Genomic DNA, 17,511 nt, shown 5'->3' with positions numbered 1-17,511 from the left:
CACACCTAATTAGCAACTCTAATATTGCATTAATATTATTAATTTAACTAATGATAGTAAAAACACTATTCTCTCGCTCTCTTTAATTGAGTTAAGTAGGAAATAAAGTGAATTTTTGGGTGCTTCTTCAAGGTTTTGGTTTAGGTGCGACAATGATTATCCCAATCGGCGCTCAAAACGCCTTTGTATTGAATCAAGGGATTAAGCGTAATCATCATCTCACGACAGCAACGGTCTGTAGCTTTTTAGACGCCATATTTATTTCTCTTGGCATATTTGGTGGAGGGGCGATCCTTTCACAAAGTGAGTGGTTACTTACCTCTGTAACGATAGGCGGCATCTTGTTTCTTACTGGCTATGGCCTACTTTCTTTAAAAAGCGCTCTAAAAGCTCGTCCAGATAACGAATCGAAGAATGAAGTAATATCAAAAGGTAAACGTACCGTCGTACTCGGAGCACTCGCTGTTACCGTGCTCAACCCACATTTATACCTTGATACTGTTGTTATTCTTGGCTCCATTGGGGGACAATTTGAAGGTCAAGATCGAATCGGGTTTGCCTTAGGTACGGTGATGGCTTCATTTGTATGGTTTTACTCGTTATCGATCGGCGCGGCAAAACTAGGTCCGACGCTGTCTAAGCCTGCGGTTAAAAAAGGCATCGACTTAGCGGTAGCGACGATGATGTTTTTCATCGCAATTCTACTCACCAATGGGCTCATGAAGTAGCAAGATGAATAAGACTCAAGAGATTTACCTTACCAACACCACGATGCTGAGCACGTTAGCGATCCCTTACCAACAGTGGCAACATGAACCTATCTTAGATTTTGCTACCGATGAACGGATCGCGAAACAATTAGGGTGGACAGGCACCCACAGTAAAAGCCTCTTCTTAAAAAAGAAAGGTGGGGGTTATGCGCTGTACCTCACCGATAAAGACAGCCGGTTAGACAAAGTAGCATTAAAAGAAGTGCTTGGTAAAAGAACGTCGATTTGCAGTAACGATGAAATGACACAACAAATAGGGTGTGTGCCCGGCGCTGTTTGCCCCATCGGTCTCCCTGAAGATATTACCATTATCGTTGATAGTGCACTGTTCAGTGCAATAGAAATCTTGTACACCCCTGGGCTACCAGAATGGACATTCGGATTATCCGGCGAGAACCTGAGGTTACTGCTAAGCCAATTGCCAAACGAAATTCTACTCATAAAAAAAGGTGAAGCGTAATGCTTCACCTTATTCTAATCACGCCCACAAAGCGTGTTAGTCAGCTTTATTCAGGTGTACATCCATCTGAGGGAATGGAATCTCAATACCCTCAGCGTCCAATGCTTCTTTAATAGCTTGTAGCGAATCAAAGTACACATCCCAGTATTGTTCAGTACGAACCCAAGGGCGAACAACAAAGTTTACTGACGAATCAGCCAATGCAACCACACCGACCGTAATGCCTGGCTCTTTAAGTATGCGCTCATCAGACTCAAGCGTTTTGCGAATGACCTCTTGTGTTTTTTTAAGGTCTGCGCCATACGAAACACCAATCACGTGGTCAATACGACGTGTCGCGTGACGAGAATAGTTGGTGATGGGTGAACCAATCACTGAGGCATTAGGAACGACAACCATTTTGTTGTCTGGCGTTGTCAGAATCGTTTGAAAGATCTGGATTGCATCGACAGAACCCGCAACACCACCAATCTCAACATAATCACCAGATTTGAATGGACGGAACGCAACAATCAACACACCAGCAGCGAAGTTAGACAGCGAGCCTTGCAGCGCTAAACCAATCGCTAAACCTGCCGCACCAATCACCGCAACAACGGATGCAGTTTGCACTCCAACTCGACTTAGCGCCGCAATCAGAACAATAACAAATAATGTGTAGCGAACAATGCCATGCATGAACTCAACGACAGCCCGGTCCATCTTTTTCTTCTGCAGGACCTTAGATACGCTGTTTGCAATCGCTTTTACAAATAGGTTACCAATAAACAAAATCAAAAGCGCAGAAATGATGTTAACACCATATTGTACGAGTAGATCTGAGTTGTTCGTTAACCACTGCTCTGCTTTAGAAAGACCATCCACTAGCGGGGTCTGCAAATCCATTGACTCATCAGCCATATTATTCACCTCATCAAATAATTGTTCAATCTTATGCTCGACTGACAAGCGACCACTGCTTTGTTAGCCAAACCATTCCTTGGTCATACAACATTGAATATATTTATATTCAAGATACATTACTTAACAAAAGGTTACGCAATCACGTGACTTTGTGCCAGTTTTTTTCAACGCTTTAACTTTATTTTCATCATATACAAAAAAAAGCCACTCAAATGAGTGGCTTTTTCAGCTGTCTATCAGTCAAATCTTATAGGATTTTAGACTTATAGTACGTCGATAGCGTTAAGGTCTGAGAATGCTTTCTCAAGACGAGTAACCATAGAAGCTTGACCAGCACGTAGCCATACGCGTGGGTCGTAGTACTTCTTGTTTGGCGCTGCTTCGCCAGTTGGGTTACCGATTTGGCCTTGTAGGAAATCGTGGTGTGCAGCTTCGTAAGTACGGATACCGTCCCATGTTGCCCACTGAGTATCAGTATCGATGTTCATTTTGATAACACCGTAGCCGATAGACTCTTGGATTTCAGCTTCAGAAGAACCTGAACCACCGTGGAATACGAAGTTAAGTGCATTAGGAGCAATGCCAAACTTCTCTGCACAGTATGCTTGAGAATCACGTAGGATTGTTGGAGTTAGTACAACGTTACCCGCTTGGTAAACACCATGTACGTTACCGAAAGAAGCAGCGATAGTGAAACGTGGGCTGATAGCCGTTAGTTTCTCGTATGCATATGCTACGTCTTCTGGAGAAGTGTAAAGCTCAGATGCATCCATATCAGAGTTATCTACGCCGTCTTCTTCACCACCAGTACAACCTAGTTCGATTTCAAGAGTCATACCCATTTTCGCCATGCGAGCTAGGTACTTACCAGAAATTTCGATGTTCTCTTCTAGAGACTCTTCAGAAAGGTCAATCATGTGAGAAGAGAAAAGAGGCTTACCAGTTTCTGCGAAGAACTCTTCACCAGCGTCTAGTAGTCCGTCGATCCAAGGTAGCAATTTCTTCGCTGCGTGGTCAGTGTGAAGAATCACAGGAACGCCGTAAGTAGCCGCAACCGCGTGTACGTATTTTGCACCCGCTACAGCACCAAGGATTTGTGCACCTTGACCTTCAAGTTTCACGCCTTTACCAGCAAAGAAACCCGCACCGCCGTTAGAGAACTGAACAACAACTGGCGCTTTAACTTTAGCTGCCGCTTCTAGAACACCATTGATAGAATCAGTGTTTACTACGTTTACCGCAGGAAGAGCAAATTTGTTTTCTTTTGCTACTTCAAAAACTTTCTGTACGTCATCGCCAGAGATAACACCTGGTTTTACGAAGTCGAAGATCTTAGACATGGAGTAAGTCCTATTTTGTGTCGTTTTAAATAAAAAATGGCAATCGTTTGCTCACAACGGGCGCATTGTAACAAAAATAAATACCCGATGCAGCATAGATAAAAGCGAGCCATAAGCCCGCTTTATTAAAAATAATTATGCTTTTGCGCGCTCTTCAAGCATCGCTACTGCTGGTAACACTTTGCCTTCAACAAACTCAAGGAAAGCACCACCGCCAGTTGAAATATAAGACACGTCAGCTTTAATGCCAAACTTGTCGATTGCCGCTAGCGTGTCACCGCCACCTGCAACTGAGAAACCTTCTGATTCAGCAATCGCTTTAGAGATACCAGCCGTACCTGCTTCAAAGTTTTTGAACTCAAATACGCCAACAGGACCATTCCAAAGAATCGTTTTTGCGTTGCCAATGATTTCAGCTAGTGCCGCAGTAGAATCTGGGCCAAGGTCGAAGATCATATCGTCGTCTTGAACTTCAGAAACGTGCTTGATTTCTGCTTCTGCATTTTCATCAAATGCTTTTGCACATGCAACGTCAGTCGCCACTGGAATCGCACATTCTTTCATAAGTTTCTTCGCTGTCTCAACAAGGTCAGCTTCATATAGAGACTTACCTACGTTGTGACCTTCAGCCGCGATGAATGTGTTAGCGATACCGCCACCCACAACCAATTGGTCAGCAATCTTAGAAAGCGACTCAAGAACGGTTAGCTTAGTCGATACTTTAGAACCACCAACGATCGCAACAAGTGGACGAGCAGGGTTGTCCATTGCTTTGCCTAGTGCTTCAAGCTCAGCAGCAAGAAGAGGACCAGCACAAGCGATTGGCGCGTAAGTACCTACACCGTGAGTTGACGCTTGAGCACGGTGAGCCGTACCAAATGCATCCATAACGAAGATGTCACAAAGTGCTGCATACTGCTTAGAAAGTGCTTCTTCGTTTTTCTTCTCGCCCTTATTAAAGCGAACGTTTTCAAGAACCACCAACTCACCTGCGTTTAGCTCTAGGCCATTCACGTAGTCTTTTGCTAGCTTAACGTCACAGTCAAGTGCGTCGTTTAGGTAGTTTACAACAGGTAGTAGAGAGAACTCTTCTGCGTACTCGCCTTCAGTAGGACGACCTAGGTGAGAAGTCACCATAACTTTAGCACCTGCTTCTAGGCAAAGCTTGATGGTAGGTAGCGATGCAAGAATACGAGCATCTGAAGTTACTTTACCGTCTTTTACAGGAACGTTCAGATCAGCACGGATAAATACGCGTTTACCTGCTAGATCCAGGTCAGTCATCTTGATTACAGACATGTTTAGTCCTCTCAACTAAAAATAAATAATGTTTTTGAAAACTCGGCATCTTGCCAAGTTTATGAATTCATCAACTGCTTACTTATATTGAGCTAATCAATATTAATTTCAACCCTCAAAATTAATATTTTACCCAAGCTCAAGTAGCATCTTAAACTATTGCGACGCTTTCATGGCTAATGCCGTATCAAGCATCCGATTGGCGAAGCCCCATTCGTTATCACACCAGACCAACATTTTGACCAGACGCCCATCACTGACTCGCGTTTGCGTTCCATCAACAATGGCACTGTGTGGGTCATGATTAAAGTCGATTGAGACTAGCGGAGCTTCAGTATAGTCAACAATGCCGTCTAATGTACACCGAGAAGCGTTAATAATGACTTGATTTACGTCATTAACTTTCACATTCGTATTTATAGTTACACTTAGATCCATAGCGGTAACATTAACTGTTGGTACTCGGACAGAAATCGCTTCAAATTTGTTAGAAAATTTCGGAAATATTCTCTCAATACCCTTATGAAGTTTTGTATCAACAGGAATGATCGACTGGCTGGCCGCACGAGTTCGGCGTAAATCAGTATGATAGGCATCGATGACAGGTTGATCATTCATCGAAGAGTGGATCGTGGTAATCGTGCCTGAATCAATGCCAAACGCATCATCCAATACTTGTATAATGGGAACAATACAGTTCGTAGTGCACGAACCACTGGAAACAATCGTGTGCTCTTTTTTAAGAGAATCATGATTGACACCATAGATGATCGTATTATCTATGTCATTCGCGCCAGGATGTGAAAATAAAACCTTGTTCGCACCTGCCGCGATATGCTCTAGGCCGTCTGCACGACTCCCGAACACACCCGTACAATCAAGTACAATATCAACCTCTAGATTTCGCCAAGGGAGTAGGTTGATTTCCGCTAAGTGCAAGATACGAATGCTATCAAACTGACCATCTTGGTGGTTCACATAAAGGTGTTCTTGGTCATGAGTGATCTTTTTACCAAAACGACCATGACTCGTATCATATTGAAGCAGGTGCGCCATTGCTTCAGGTTGCGCCAATTCATTGACTGCGACGACTTTAATTTTATCGTTTTTGCCGCTTTCATAAATCGCTCGAAGTACATTTCGTCCTATACGCCCAAAGCCATTAATCGCTACCTTTAGCATCGTACAACACCTTTTTGTTCACATAATTAAGGCAAGCATATTAACTGATCAACATCAGTTTCGCATCCCGACTTAATCACACATACACAAGAATAATATCCAAGCATAAAAAAACCGAGCCACTAGGGCTCGGTTACTACAACAAAATGAAATAACTCAGCCTATCGCTTAAGCGAGTAATTCTTTTGCTGTGTTCACAACGTTTTCTGTTGTAAAGCCAAACATCTTGAATAGCTCACCTGCTGGTGCAGACTCACCAAATGTCGTCATACCGATGATCTTGCCACCAAAGCCAACATATTTGTACCAGAAGTCAGCAATACCGGCTTCAACAGCAATACGAGCGGTCACGTCAGATGGCAATACTGATTCACGGTACTGCGCATCTTGCTTATCAAACGCATCCGTTGCTGGCATAGAAACCACACGTACCGCTTTGCCTTCAGCAGTCAGTTGCGCAGCAGCTTCAACGGCTAGTTCAACTTCAGAGCCAGTAGCGATGATAATTAATTCAGGCTTACCTGCACAATCTTTCAGGATGTAACCACCCTTGGCGATGTTTGCTACTTGCTCTGCGTTACGCTCCTGCTGTGCTAGGTTCTGACGAGAGAAGATAAGCGATGTTGGACCATCTTTACGTTCAATAGCCAGTTTCCAAGCCACTGCCGATTCCACTTGGTCACATGGACGCCATGTGCTCATGTTTGGTGTTAGGCGTAGCGAAGCAATTTGCTCAACCGGTTGGTGAGTTGGGCCGTCTTCGCCTAGACCGATAGAGTCGTGCGTGTAAACCTGGATGTTCTGAACTTTCATCAGAGCTGCCATACGCATCGCGTTACGAGCGTATTCCATGAACATTAGGAATGTTGCACCGTATGGTACGAAACCACCGTGCAAAGCGATACCGTTCATGATCGCAGTCATACCAAACTCACGAACACCGTAATGGATGTAGTTACCAGAGAAGTCTTCAGCTGTTAGCGACTTAGAACCCGACCACATTGTCAGATTAGAAGGTGCAAGGTCAGCAGAGCCACCCATAAATTCTGGTAGCATTTGACCAAATGCTTCTAGCGCATTTTGTGACGCTTTACGTGATGCGATGTTTGCAGGGTTAGCTTGAAGATCAGCAATGATTGCCGATGCTTTTTCTTCCCACTCAGCTGGCAGTTCGCCATTTGTACGACGAGTAAACTCAGCCGCAAGTTCTGGGTAAGCCGCTGCGTAAGCGTCAAACTTAGCATTCCACGCCGCTTCTTTTGCTGCGCCCGCTTCTTTTGCATTCCATTGTGCCGAGATATCAGCTGGAATTTCAAAAGGACCGTGCTCCCAACCCAGCGCTGCTTTAGTTGCTGCGATTTCATCAGCGCCTAGTGGTGCACCGTGGCAATCGTGCGTACCAGCTTTGTTTGGTGAACCAAAACCAATAACGGTTTTAGTACAAATAAGTGTTGGACGAGGATCCGCTTTTGCCGCGATGATTGCCGCGTTAATTGCATCAGAGTCATGACCATCAACGGCAGGAATAACATGCCAGCCGTAGGCTTCAAAACGCTTAGGCGTATCGTCAGAGAACCAACCTTCCACCTCACCATCGATAGAAATACCGTTGTCATCCCAGAAAGCAACCAGCTTACCAAGACCAAGAGTACCAGCCAAAGAGCAGGCTTCGTGAGAGATGCCTTCCATCAGACAGCCATCGCCCATGAACGCGTAAGTAAAGTGATCAACGATGTCGTGACCTTCTTTATTAAATTGCGCAGCCAGTGATTTCTCTGCCATTGCCATGCCGACTGCATTCGTGATGCCTTGACCTAAAGGGCCTGTTGTCGTTTCAATGCCTGGTGCGTAGCCGTATTCTGGGTGACCTGGTGTTTTAGAGTGCAATTGACGGAAGTTTTTAAGATCGTCAATAGATAATTCATAACCACTTAGGTGAAGCAGAGAATAAATCAGCATTGAGCCGTGGCCGTTTGACAAAATAAAACGGTCGCGATCAGCCCATTCCGGGTTTTGAGGATTGTGATTTAGGTGAGAGCGCCAAAGTACTTCGGCGATATCAGCCATACCCATAGGGGCACCTGGGTGACCAGAGTTGGCTTGTTGAACACCATCCATGCTAAGCGCGCGGATTGCATTAGCTAATTCTTTACGAGACGACATGTCTGCTCCTGAGTGCATTAAGCGAATTTCAAGTTGATTCCTTGCTGAACAATAATCAGCGGCAAGCATTGTCGCAAAGCCCCCTAACCTCTGCAAACTTTTTACCGATATTTTGAGTACTTTTGCTGTGTTTTTTTGCACGTTACACCCCTATCTGCCTTAAAATACGCAAACGTTTGGCTATAACTTAAAATTAAAAATCGCTTGATTCTCACACATCGATGATTAAAATAGACGTCTAGATGTAGATACACCTACAAAATATCATTGAATTTTTTATAGGCCAGCACAATATTGCTGGCTTTATTAACTGTAATTGGAGCTCTCATGGCTAAGCACCTGTTCACTTCTGAATCCGTATCAGAAGGACATCCTGATAAAATTGCTGACCAAATTTCTGATGCTGTACTTGACGCAATTCTAGAGCAAGACCCGAAAGCGCGTGTTGCTTGTGAAACTTACGTAAAGACTGGCATGGTAATGGTTGGTGGTGAAGTCACGACCTCAGCGTGGGTAGACATCGAAGAGATCACTCGTGAAACCGTTCGCGAAATCGGCTACGTTCACTCAGATATGGGCTTTGACGCTGATTCTTGTGCCGTACTGAACACGATTGGTAAACAATCTCCAGATATCAACCAAGGTGTTGATAAAGCCGATCCTAAAGATCAAGGTGCTGGCGACCAAGGCATCATGTTTGGTTACGCAACTAACGAAACGCCAATCCTAATGCCAGCTCCTATTACTTACTCTCACCTACTTGTTAAAAAGCAAGCTGAAGTTCGTAAGAGCGGTAAACTTGACTTCCTTCGCCCAGATGCGAAATCTCAAGTTACCTTCCAATACGACCAAGGTAAGATTGTTGGTATCGATGCGGTTGTGCTTTCAACACAACACTGCGATTCAGTCACAACACCTGATCTTCGTGAAGCGGTAATGGAAGAGATCATCAAGCCAGTTCTTCCAGCAGAGTGGATTAACAAAGACACCAACTTCTTCATCAACCCAACCGGTCGTTTTGTTATCGGCGGCCCTATGGGTGACTGTGGTCTTACGGGTCGTAAGATCATCGTTGATACGTACGGCGGCGCAGCTCGTCACGGTGGTGGTGCATTCTCTGGTAAAGATCCATCGAAAGTTGACCGCAGTGCCGCATACGCAGCACGTTACGTAGCGAAAAACATTGTTGCTGCTGGCATGGCAGATCGTTGTGAGATTCAACTGTCTTACGCCATTGGTGTTGCAGATCCTACGTCAATCATGGTGGAAACGTTTGGTACTGAGAAAGTCGCTCACGACATCATCATTGAAGCGGTTCGTCAGAACTTCGATCTACGTCCATATGGTCTTCAAGAGATGCTGAACCTGCTTCAGCCTATCTACAAGCAAACCGCAGCTTATGGTCACTTCGGTCGTGAAGAATTCCCTTGGGAAGCGACAGACAAAGCAGCAATGCTGCGTGATTTCGCTGGCATCAAATAGCGATTAATTCCACGCTATAACTAAGCTCAAAGACTAAAAAGCCCTTATCATTTGATAAGGGCTTTTTTACTTCAGCGTAAAATATATTAACTTCAACTATTTCAACCGCTTTGTTGCAAATTTGTTAACTTAACACTTGTAACACGTCTTTTCTATCCAGCAAAAAATTGTGTTTTCTTCCGTCTCGGTCAATAGTTAACCATAAGAGGACCGATGCAGAATGAGAATAACGCGAACTCATCATCACGCATCCCGACTCCATTATGGGAACACGTTGCGCCAAATCGTGAGCGATAAAGCTCACAACAATCGTTCATTTCCCGACATCAGAGACGAAGGCCAGATTGTCAAATCAGGGAGGACATATGCCTCGAACCGCTCAGACTGAAGACTTCCAAAAGAAACACGAAGTCAAAGATCAAGATTACGCTAAAACCATACCTTGTAACCAAGTGAGTATTTCTGCGCCTTTTCATTGGCTGGCACTTGGGCTTCATGATTTAGTAAAAATGCCCGTTATTAGCGCATTTTACGGGCTATGTTTTACCGCCTCCGCCGTGGCGATAGTTCAGCTTGTACAATGGCAAGGTACCCATCTTGTTATCATGCCAAGCCTAGTCGTCTATATGCTCATTGGCCCTTTCCTTGCGCTTGGGCTTTATGACGCGGCTTGGGAAAGAGAAAAAGGTCACAAAGCCAGCCTGTTTCATTCAATGAAAGCCATTGGCCGTAACTCAACCTCACAATGGGCTTTTGCCGTATTGCTTGCCGTCGCCATGATATTTTGGATGCGAATAGCCGCGCTACTGCACGCCCTATACCCTTCCGTACAAGGTGCTCCGTTAACTGAATTTGCACCATTTCTTATCACCGGCTCTGTGATTGGTTTGGTGATAGCCAGTGTTATATTCAGCTTGTCAGCCTTCTCGATTCCTTTAATGATGGAACGTAGAGTCGATGTAATGACAGCGGTGTTTACCAGTTTCAATGCCGTCAAATCCAATATCCCAGCCATGGTGGTATGGGCATTTATAATCTGTGGTGGAATCCTTATCGGGTTTGCTACCTTTGGCTTAGGGATGATGATAACCATGCCTATCCTTGGTTATGGAACCTGGCATGCGTACCACGAGGTGATAAAGAAACGCCACCATCCTTAGCCTTGCTTGATTTACTCATGGACTACAATACAATAACGCCCTCTTTGGGCGTTATTGGGTTTTCGGTGTGCATCCGTCGTTATCTACAGATTTACAATACTTAGCATCAAAACGGCTGGCTCATTGCATATCGGTTGCTGAGCAGTATTTTCAACAGACATTCCCTATCCCATCACTCAGTTTTAAACTCAAAGGAAAAACGGCAGGAAAAGCCTATTTGCAACCCTGGGAGATTCGATTGAATCCCATCCTCTTTAGTGAGAATCAAGATGCATTCATTGAGGAAGTCATTCCTCATGAAGTCGCGCACCTGCTGGCATTTAAGCTATATGGTCGTGTTCCCCCTCACGGTAAACACTGGCAAGCTATCATGCATAACGTGTTTAAAGTCATTCCAAAGACAACCCACCAAATGGATATCTCTTCTGTTCAGGGCAAAGTTTTTGAGTATCACTGCCAGTGCAGTACCTACCCTTTAACGATTCGAAGACACAATAAAGTACAACGGCAGCAAGCGAGCTATCGATGTACTAAATGTCACGAAGCACTGCGCTATTCTGGCCAGCAAGGCTAATCCTGTGCATCATAAAAATTCAACTCAAGCGAATCTACCCGCTTCCTAGGTTAATAATCATTAAGTTAGTAGTCATCATTAATAACGCGATCTACACTAGGTTATCTCGTACTTATCTCAGACTATTTAATGAAAATTCATCTCATTTTACTCTCCTTAATCGGGTTAATTTTTATTCCTCAGCAGGCTTTTTCAGCACCACCGAGCAGTTTTAGTTCGGCAAAAAGGCAGGCGGTAAAAATCTATGCCGATCATCCTGTCAGCTTCTATTGTGGCTGTGACATTCAATGGCAAGGTAAAAAAGGGACACCCGATCTCGCCTCTTGTGGTTACCAAGTCCGAAAGCAGCAAAAGCGGGCGAGTCGCATTGAATGGGAACACGTTGTACCCGCTTGGCAATTTGGCCACCAGCGTCAATGCTGGCAAGAGGGGGGACGAAAGAACTGCACTAAAAATGACAAAACATTTCGCCTAATGGAGGCCGACCTTCATAACTTGACCCCGACGATTGGAGAGGTCAATGGCGACCGTTCAAACTACAATTTCAGTCAGTGGAATGGCATTGATGGTGTCAGCTATGGGCGGTGTGAAATGCAGGTAAACTTTAAGCAACGCAAAGTCATGCCTCCTGACAGAGCAAGAGGGTCGATCGCTCGCACGTATTTGTATATGAGCCAAGAGTATGGTTTTACACTATCAAAGCAGCAAACCCAGTTAATGAATGCTTGGAATCGAACGTATCCGGCGGATGCTTGGGAGTGTGAACGCGACAAGAGAATTGCAGCCCGCCAGGGCAACCGTAACCCTTACGTCGCAGAGGCTTGTCAGAACGGATCATAACACTCGCTCAGGCATAATTTTCGTTAGCAAGCCCTTGTAATTTCTAGGGCTTGCATCCATGTTATATCTCTACACCTTTTTGTCCGTCGGAAGTCATTATGCGCATACCTCGTATTTATCACCCAGAGTCCATTGAAAGCTTGGGCACACTTGCTCTTAGCGAGGAAGCCTCAAATCATATCGGACGCGTATTACGCATGAAAGAAGGCCAAGATGTATTGCTCTTTGACGGCAGTGACCATGAGTTTCCTGCGACAATTCATGAGGTAACAAAAAAATCCGTCACTGTCATGCTCACAAAAAAAATAGCGAACAGTATCGAATCCCCTCTCGATTTACATCTTGGTCAAGTGATCTCTCGTGGTGACAAGATGGAATTTACCATTCAAAAATCGGTTGAATTAGGTGTAAATACTATCACCCCTCTTATTTCTGAACGTTGTGGTGTCAAACTTGACCCCAAACGTTTTGAAAAGAAAATGCAGCAATGGCAAAAGATCGCGATCAGTGCCTGTGAGCAGTGTGGTCGGAATACCATCCCCACCATACGACCTATTATGCCCTTAGAACAATGGTGTGCAGAGCCCTCAGATGCACTGAAGCTCAATCTACATCCTCGTGCTAAGTATTCGATTAATACCCTTCCAGAGCCAATCAAAAAAGTAAGACTATTAATTGGCCCAGAAGGCGGACTCTCACCACAAGAGATCGAAATGACTGAACAATACCAATTTGAAGAAACCCTGCTTGGTCCTCGCGTACTCAGAACGGAAACCGCTGCATTAACAGCAATCACCGCTCTTCAAGTACGCTTCGGCGATTTAGGCTAACTGGAGAACGAACATGATTAAACTCGGCATTGTAATGGACCCAATCTCGTCTATTAACATCAAAAAAGACTCTAGCTTTGCCATGATGCTCGAAGCACAGCGTCGCGGATATGAAATCCACTATATGGAAATGCAAGATCTGCACCTTGACCAAGGCGTTGCCGTTGCCGACACTAAAGTGGTGACGTTAATAGAAGACCCTAATGGTTGGTATGAATTCGACTCAGAACAAACGATCGAATTATCTGAGCTTGATGCGGTGTTAATGCGTAAAGATCCCCCTTTTGATACCGAGTTTATCTACGCGACTTACATCCTAGAAAGAGCGGAAGAAAAAGGCACACTTATTGTCAACAAGCCTCAAAGCTTACGTGATTGTAATGAAAAGCTGTTTACCGCCTGGTTCCCTGAGCTGACGCCAACGACGATCGTGACCCGTAAAGCCGAAAAAATTAAAGCGTTTCGCGATACGCATGGTGATGTGATCTTAAAACCACTCGATGGAATGGGCGGAGCCTCTATTTTCCGCGTAAAACAAGATGACCCGAATGTTTCTGTCATCATTGAAACCCTGACCAACCACGGACAAAACTACGCAATGGCGCAGACGTTTGTTCCTGATATCAGTAATGGAGACAAACGCATCCTTGTGGTTGATGGAGAGCCAATGCCCTACTGCTTGGCACGCATCCCAGCCAAGGGAGAAACGCGTGGTAACCTTGCTGCAGGTGGCACAGGTGAAGCTCGTCCATTAAGTGAGACAGATAAGCAGATTGCGCTTGCTGTCGCTCCTACTTTAAAGGAAAAAGGGTTAATCTTTGTAGGCCTTGATGTCATTGGTGACAAACTCACAGAAATCAATGTGACGAGCCCTACTTGTATCCGTGAGATCGAAGCCGCATTTGATGTTTCTATCACGGGTAAACTCATGGATGCAATTGAACGCCGATTAGGTAAATAATCGAGAGCTAACCCTCTCAGATCAAACCATCAGTGTTAGGAGGCGAAAATGAACTTAGCAAACCACTTCCTCGTGGCAATGCCAGGTATGAAAGATCCCTACTTTCAACGTACGGTTGTTTACGTGTGCGAACACAATAATGACGGTGCTATGGGTATCATCATCAATACCCCTATTGATGTCACGGTAGCAAACATGCTTTTACAGGTGCAAAACGATCTACCGATCGCCTCTCAAATTCAGCACAGTAAAAGCTTAGAAGAGCCGGTTATCAACGGCGGCCCTGTCTCTGAAGACCGTGGCTTTATTCTGCATAAACCAAAAGACAAATATCAATCCAGCATTCAGATCACCGAGAAACTTTCCGTCACGACGTCCAAGGATATCCTCGCCGTGTTAGGCACCGATGCTCAGCCAGAGGACTACTTAGTTGCGCTCGGTTACGCGGGGTGGGATGCCGGTCAATTAGAGACGGAATTAGCAGACAATTCTTGGTTGACGATCGAGGCTGACACGAGTGTTATCTTCGACACACCCGTCAAGGATCGTTGGCACAGTGCTGTTCAGATGCTTGGTATTGATATAGCTCAACTCTCCACTCAAGTTGGACACGCATAATCATGACAGCAAGAACCATACTCGCCTTTGATTTTGGAACAAAAAGCATTGGCAGTGCCATTGGGCAAGAAGTCACTGGGACAGCAAACCCACTGAAGGCGTTTAAAGCCAAAGAAGGCATTCCAAACTGGGACGATATTGAAAAAACAATCAAAGAATGGCAACCCAACCTGATTGTTGTCGGTTTACCGACGGATCTGCACGGCAAGGATCTCGACACCATCACCCCAAAAGCAAAGAAGTTTGCGAATCGACTTCACGGTCGATTTGGTCTACCGGTAGAGCTTCAAGATGAGCGACTTTCCACAACCGAAGCTCGAGCCGATCTCTTCAGTATGGGAGGGTATAAAGCGCTATCAAAAGGGAATGTCGACTGCCAGTCTGCCGTCGTTATCTTAGAAAGTTGGTTTGAGGCACAGTGGGGATAACCGGCTCGTGTCGTAAACACGTTAACCAGTGTTGTTTGTGCCCCCTCTTTGTTTAACAAACCAAGAAACTAAAAAGGATGGCAAAGCCATCCTTTTTAAAACTCAAACTTAATCAATAGCTTGCAGTTTCACACTAACTCAGAATCAACATTAACTCCAAATCAGCACTGAGACTAGTCAACTTTGAGTTCTTGCAACATTGAATCAGGTAACGCCAATTCGTCATTTTTATTGACCTGAATCCCTGCTTCAATGATCGTCGCAGCAATCGACTTAGCTTCTTCGAGAGAATGCATCGCAGCGGTTCCACATTGGTATTCATTCAATTCAGGGATCTTATTTTGGCTTTCAACTTTCAATACATCTTGCATTGAATCTAGCCATGCTTTCGCCACGTCAGACTCCGATGGTGTACCAATCAAGCTCATATAAAAACCCGTACGACACCCCATTGGAGAGATATCAATAATCTCAACTTGTGCACCGTTTAGGTGAGCACGCATGAATCCAGCATACAAATGCTCAAGTGTGTGAATTCCTGTTTCTGACAAGATATCTTTGTTCGGAATAGTGAAACGCAGATCAAATACGGTAATCGTGTCACCCTTTGGGGTTTGCATCGTTTTCGCAACGCGTACTGCTGGCGCATGCATTTTTGTGTGATCGACGGTAAAGCTATCCAATAAAGGCATCGTAATTTCTCCGTTAAGGCCTCAAACAAAATGAAGCCAGACAATATAATGTGATTGTAAAAGGACACTACAGACGACGCAAGGCCTGTATCGTAAGAATACAGACCTTGTCTTTATTGTGTCTTAATCGCTTATTAAATGTGCGTTGCTACTTAGACTCACTACTTGACTGTAAATGGGAAAAGTAATCCGCTAGAAATTCATCAAATCCTTGTTTATCCGCTGCTTCGATGGCTTTCTGCGCTGCAAACGAGCGTGTCACCTCATCTTCCATCATGGCTTCGCTATAAACCCGGTACTGCTCTGCGGTATTAGCATCACGATATTTTTTCCCTAACTCACAGCCAACCTTGCCTAGGCCACCCAACTCTTTCGTCATAGACAATAACTGTCCTGAGATGGTTTTCTCTGGGTCCTCGTTCCATTGCTCAAGTAAATCGCAGACTGCTACATAGTCATCACTGCCATGAGCTTCGTCCATTAATACTGCAATGCTACGCAGGTCCTTAAAGACACGTTTCACCCAAAGCTGGCTGCTCAGCTTCTCACCATCACAGCCAATTTTGAGCTCTAGCCCTTCTTTACGACCTTCAAGAATGACTTTATTCCAGTTTTGACGCCAACATTCGAGCTCGCAATCATCCATTGGCTCAGAGTCTTTCAATGCACACCAGGTAATGAACAAGTCGAGGAAGCGTATTTGTTCTTTGGTAATTCCTATTGGGCTGAACGGGTTCACATCTAGTGAGCGAACTTCTATGTACTCAACACCCGCTCTAGAAAGTGCTTCTGACGGTTTTTCACCATTTTTAGCGACACGTTTAGGACGAATTGGCGCATATAGCTCATTTTCAATCTGAAGAACGTAGTCGTTTAATTGACGATATTCACCATCCACTTTCACGCCGATTTTAGCAAAGTCATCCGATGGGGTATGAATCGCTTGATTCAATCCCTCAAGATATTGCCCTAGGCTGTTAAAGCCAATTTTAAGCGAGCTTTGTGCATTATTTGTATAACCGAGATCACTTAACCGTAACGACGTAGCCTCTGGTAAATAAAGCGTCCCACCTACCTTTTCAAAGGGTAATGCTGACTCTTTTCCTTGAACAAACGAACTGCATAGCGCTGGTGAGGCACCAAAGAAATATGGAATCAACCAACCAAAGCGATAGTAATTTCGGATCAATCCAAAATACCCTTCCGACTTAGAGGCCTGACGATCCGCTTCTTCTTGTTCACCGTGGAGCGCATCCCAAAATGTCTCAGGGAAAGAGAAATTAAAATGCACACCGGAAATAACCTGCATTAAGCTGCCATAGCGATGCTTAAGACCTTGACGATACAGCGTCTTCATCTTTCCTGAATTCGAGCTACCATACTGCGCGAGCGCGATGTCATCTTCATTGCCAACATAACAAGGCATCGAAAGCGGCCATAGCTTTTCGTTGTCTAGTTTCGCTTGGGTAAAATGATGAATATCCGACAGTTGATTTACCAATGTATCTACATCGTGAGATACCGGTGTAATAAACTCGAGCAAAGACTCAGAAAAATCAGTAGTGATATATTCATTTGTCAGAGCAGAGCCAAGTTGCATTGGGTGAGGCGTCATAGCCAAACGGCCATCTTCTGTATATCGTAACGTCTCTCTCTCTACACCACGACCAAACTGTTTAAAGACAGTCCGGTCTTTAGCAACCTGCTCCAGCCGCGTAGCAAAATTAGTCAAAATGCGATTCGCTTATATGTTTGTTATTCTCATTGAGGGCTAGGTGAAACGTCATCAGTGCCACTCCTATCCCCCCT

At 44.7% G+C, this 17,511-nt stretch carries 17 protein-coding genes; 10 read left to right on the top strand and 7 right to left on the bottom strand.

What is annotated here, in order from left to right:
- Positions 1-107: 107 nt before the first annotated feature.
- Together AB4405_RS00195 and AB4405_RS00190 are read left to right on the top strand one after the other, a co-directional pair.
- On the top strand, positions 108-728 hold the full coding sequence (locus AB4405_RS00195; RefSeq protein WP_372059163.1) for a LysE/ArgO family amino acid transporter: 621 nt from the start codon (positions 108-110) through the stop codon (positions 726-728).
- A 4-nt stretch (positions 729-732) separates the two neighbouring features.
- On the top strand, positions 733-1,230 hold the full coding sequence (locus AB4405_RS00190; protein WP_102468247.1) for a YbaK/EbsC family protein: 498 nt from the start codon (positions 733-735) through the stop codon (positions 1,228-1,230).
- Between the two features lie 36 nt (positions 1,231-1,266).
- Here AB4405_RS00190 and mscS read toward each other — a convergent pair whose 3' ends face one another.
- From mscS to tkt, 5 genes are all read right to left on the bottom strand, one after another.
- Positions 1,267-2,130: a small-conductance mechanosensitive channel MscS gene (gene mscS, locus AB4405_RS00185; protein ID WP_102468468.1), complete on the bottom strand. Its 864-nt coding sequence runs from the start codon at positions 2,128-2,130 to the stop codon at positions 1,267-1,269.
- Positions 2,131-2,396: 266 nt separating this feature from the next.
- The gene (gene fbaA / locus AB4405_RS00180; RefSeq protein WP_372059162.1) at positions 2,397-3,473 is read right to left on the bottom strand and encodes a class II fructose-bisphosphate aldolase; all 1,077 of its coding nucleotides are present in this window, start codon (positions 3,471-3,473) and stop codon (positions 2,397-2,399) included.
- Between the two features lie 135 nt (positions 3,474-3,608).
- Positions 3,609-4,772, bottom strand: a complete 1,164-nt coding sequence (locus tag AB4405_RS00175; protein ID WP_102468245.1) for a phosphoglycerate kinase — start codon at positions 4,770-4,772, stop codon at positions 3,609-3,611.
- A 156-nt stretch (positions 4,773-4,928) separates the two neighbouring features.
- Positions 4,929-5,954, bottom strand: coding sequence for an erythrose-4-phosphate dehydrogenase (gene epd / locus AB4405_RS00170; RefSeq protein ID WP_372059161.1), 1,026 nt, complete (start codon positions 5,952-5,954; stop codon positions 4,929-4,931).
- Positions 5,955-6,122: 168 nt separating this feature from the next.
- A complete protein-coding gene (gene tkt, locus AB4405_RS00165) occupies positions 6,123-8,117 on the bottom strand; it encodes a transketolase (RefSeq protein WP_198593144.1) in 1,995 nt (664 codons plus the stop codon).
- A gap of 327 nt (positions 8,118-8,444) precedes the next feature.
- Here tkt and metK point away from each other — a divergent pair, with 327 nt between their 5' ends.
- The 8 genes from metK (at position 8,445) to ruvX (ending at position 15,010) form a co-directional block, all read left to right on the top strand.
- Positions 8,445-9,599: a methionine adenosyltransferase gene (gene metK, locus AB4405_RS00160; RefSeq protein ID WP_102468243.1), complete on the top strand. Its 1,155-nt coding sequence runs from the start codon at positions 8,445-8,447 to the stop codon at positions 9,597-9,599.
- 365 nt (positions 9,600-9,964) lie between these two features.
- The gene (locus tag AB4405_RS00155; protein ID WP_372059160.1) at positions 9,965-10,759 is read left to right on the top strand and encodes a DUF2189 domain-containing protein; all 795 of its coding nucleotides are present in this window, start codon (positions 9,965-9,967) and stop codon (positions 10,757-10,759) included.
- A 67-nt stretch (positions 10,760-10,826) separates the two neighbouring features.
- The gene (locus AB4405_RS00150) at positions 10,827-11,333 is read left to right on the top strand and encodes a SprT family zinc-dependent metalloprotease (protein ID WP_372059158.1); all 507 of its coding nucleotides are present in this window, start codon (positions 10,827-10,829) and stop codon (positions 11,331-11,333) included.
- A gap of 129 nt (positions 11,334-11,462) precedes the next feature.
- Positions 11,463-12,173 (top strand): endonuclease, encoded by a 711-nt coding sequence (locus AB4405_RS00145; RefSeq protein ID WP_372059157.1) that lies wholly within the window; start codon positions 11,463-11,465, stop codon positions 12,171-12,173.
- A 98-nt stretch (positions 12,174-12,271) separates the two neighbouring features.
- On the top strand, positions 12,272-13,003 hold the full coding sequence (rsmE, locus tag AB4405_RS00140) for a 16S rRNA (uracil(1498)-N(3))-methyltransferase (RefSeq protein ID WP_372059156.1): 732 nt from the start codon (positions 12,272-12,274) through the stop codon (positions 13,001-13,003).
- Between the two features lie 13 nt (positions 13,004-13,016).
- Complete coding sequence (gshB, locus tag AB4405_RS00135; RefSeq protein ID WP_102468238.1) at positions 13,017-13,964, top strand: glutathione synthase; 948 nt, start codon at positions 13,017-13,019, stop codon at positions 13,962-13,964.
- Between the two features lie 48 nt (positions 13,965-14,012).
- The gene (locus tag AB4405_RS00130; RefSeq protein WP_372059155.1) at positions 14,013-14,582 is read left to right on the top strand and encodes a YqgE/AlgH family protein; all 570 of its coding nucleotides are present in this window, start codon (positions 14,013-14,015) and stop codon (positions 14,580-14,582) included.
- 2 nt (positions 14,583-14,584) lie between these two features.
- Positions 14,585-15,010: a Holliday junction resolvase RuvX gene (ruvX, locus tag AB4405_RS00125; RefSeq protein WP_102468236.1), complete on the top strand. Its 426-nt coding sequence runs from the start codon at positions 14,585-14,587 to the stop codon at positions 15,008-15,010.
- A 173-nt stretch (positions 15,011-15,183) separates the two neighbouring features.
- On the opposite strand, the gene luxS is transcribed toward ruvX, so the two are convergent.
- Positions 15,184-15,702, bottom strand: coding sequence for an S-ribosylhomocysteine lyase (luxS, locus tag AB4405_RS00120; RefSeq protein ID WP_372059154.1), 519 nt, complete (start codon positions 15,700-15,702; stop codon positions 15,184-15,186).
- Between the two features lie 148 nt (positions 15,703-15,850).
- Entirely contained in the window at positions 15,851-17,434 is a 1,584-nt protein-coding gene (gene gshA / locus AB4405_RS00115) for a glutamate--cysteine ligase (protein ID WP_372059153.1), read from the bottom strand.
- Positions 17,435-17,511: the final 77 nt, after the last annotated feature.

Origin of the sequence: Vibrio sp. 10N.261.51.F12 (assembly GCF_041471725.1) — a bacterium.
In the GTDB taxonomy this organism is placed as follows: Bacteria; Pseudomonadota; Gammaproteobacteria; order Enterobacterales; family Vibrionaceae; genus Vibrio.
Note: the sequence above shows the minus strand (reverse complement) of the source record. Positions and strands in the feature narration are given on the sequence as shown.

Excerpts from the sequence above, each read along its gene's own strand:
- gshB (WP_102468238.1), top strand. The coding sequence starts at position 13,017 with ATGATTAAACTCGGCATTGTAATGGACCCAATCTCGTCTATTAACATC.
- ruvX (WP_102468236.1), top strand. The coding sequence starts at position 14,585 with ATGACAGCAAGAACCATACTCGCCTTTGATTTTGGAACAAAAAGCATT.
- mscS (WP_102468468.1), bottom strand. The coding sequence starts at position 2,130 with ATGGCTGATGAGTCAATGGATTTGCAGACCCCGCTAGTGGATGGTCTT.
- luxS (WP_372059154.1), bottom strand. The coding sequence starts at position 15,702 with ATGCCTTTATTGGATAGCTTTACCGTCGATCACACAAAAATGCATGCG.
- AB4405_RS00130 (WP_372059155.1), top strand. The coding sequence starts at position 14,013 with ATGAACTTAGCAAACCACTTCCTCGTGGCAATGCCAGGTATGAAAGAT.
- AB4405_RS00190 (WP_102468247.1), top strand. The coding sequence starts at position 733 with ATGAATAAGACTCAAGAGATTTACCTTACCAACACCACGATGCTGAGC.
- AB4405_RS00155 (WP_372059160.1), top strand. The coding sequence starts at position 9,965 with ATGCCTCGAACCGCTCAGACTGAAGACTTCCAAAAGAAACACGAAGTC.
- fbaA (WP_372059162.1), bottom strand. The coding sequence starts at position 3,473 with ATGTCTAAGATCTTCGACTTCGTAAAACCAGGTGTTATCTCTGGCGAT.
- rsmE (WP_372059156.1), top strand. The coding sequence starts at position 12,272 with ATGCGCATACCTCGTATTTATCACCCAGAGTCCATTGAAAGCTTGGGC.
- metK (WP_102468243.1), top strand. The coding sequence starts at position 8,445 with ATGGCTAAGCACCTGTTCACTTCTGAATCCGTATCAGAAGGACATCCT.
- epd (WP_372059161.1), bottom strand. The coding sequence starts at position 5,954 with ATGCTAAAGGTAGCGATTAATGGCTTTGGGCGTATAGGACGAAATGTA.
- AB4405_RS00175 (WP_102468245.1), bottom strand. The coding sequence starts at position 4,772 with ATGTCTGTAATCAAGATGACTGACCTGGATCTAGCAGGTAAACGCGTA.
- AB4405_RS00145 (WP_372059157.1), top strand. The coding sequence starts at position 11,463 with ATGAAAATTCATCTCATTTTACTCTCCTTAATCGGGTTAATTTTTATT.
- tkt (WP_198593144.1), bottom strand. The coding sequence starts at position 8,117 with ATGTCGTCTCGTAAAGAATTAGCTAATGCAATCCGCGCGCTTAGCATG.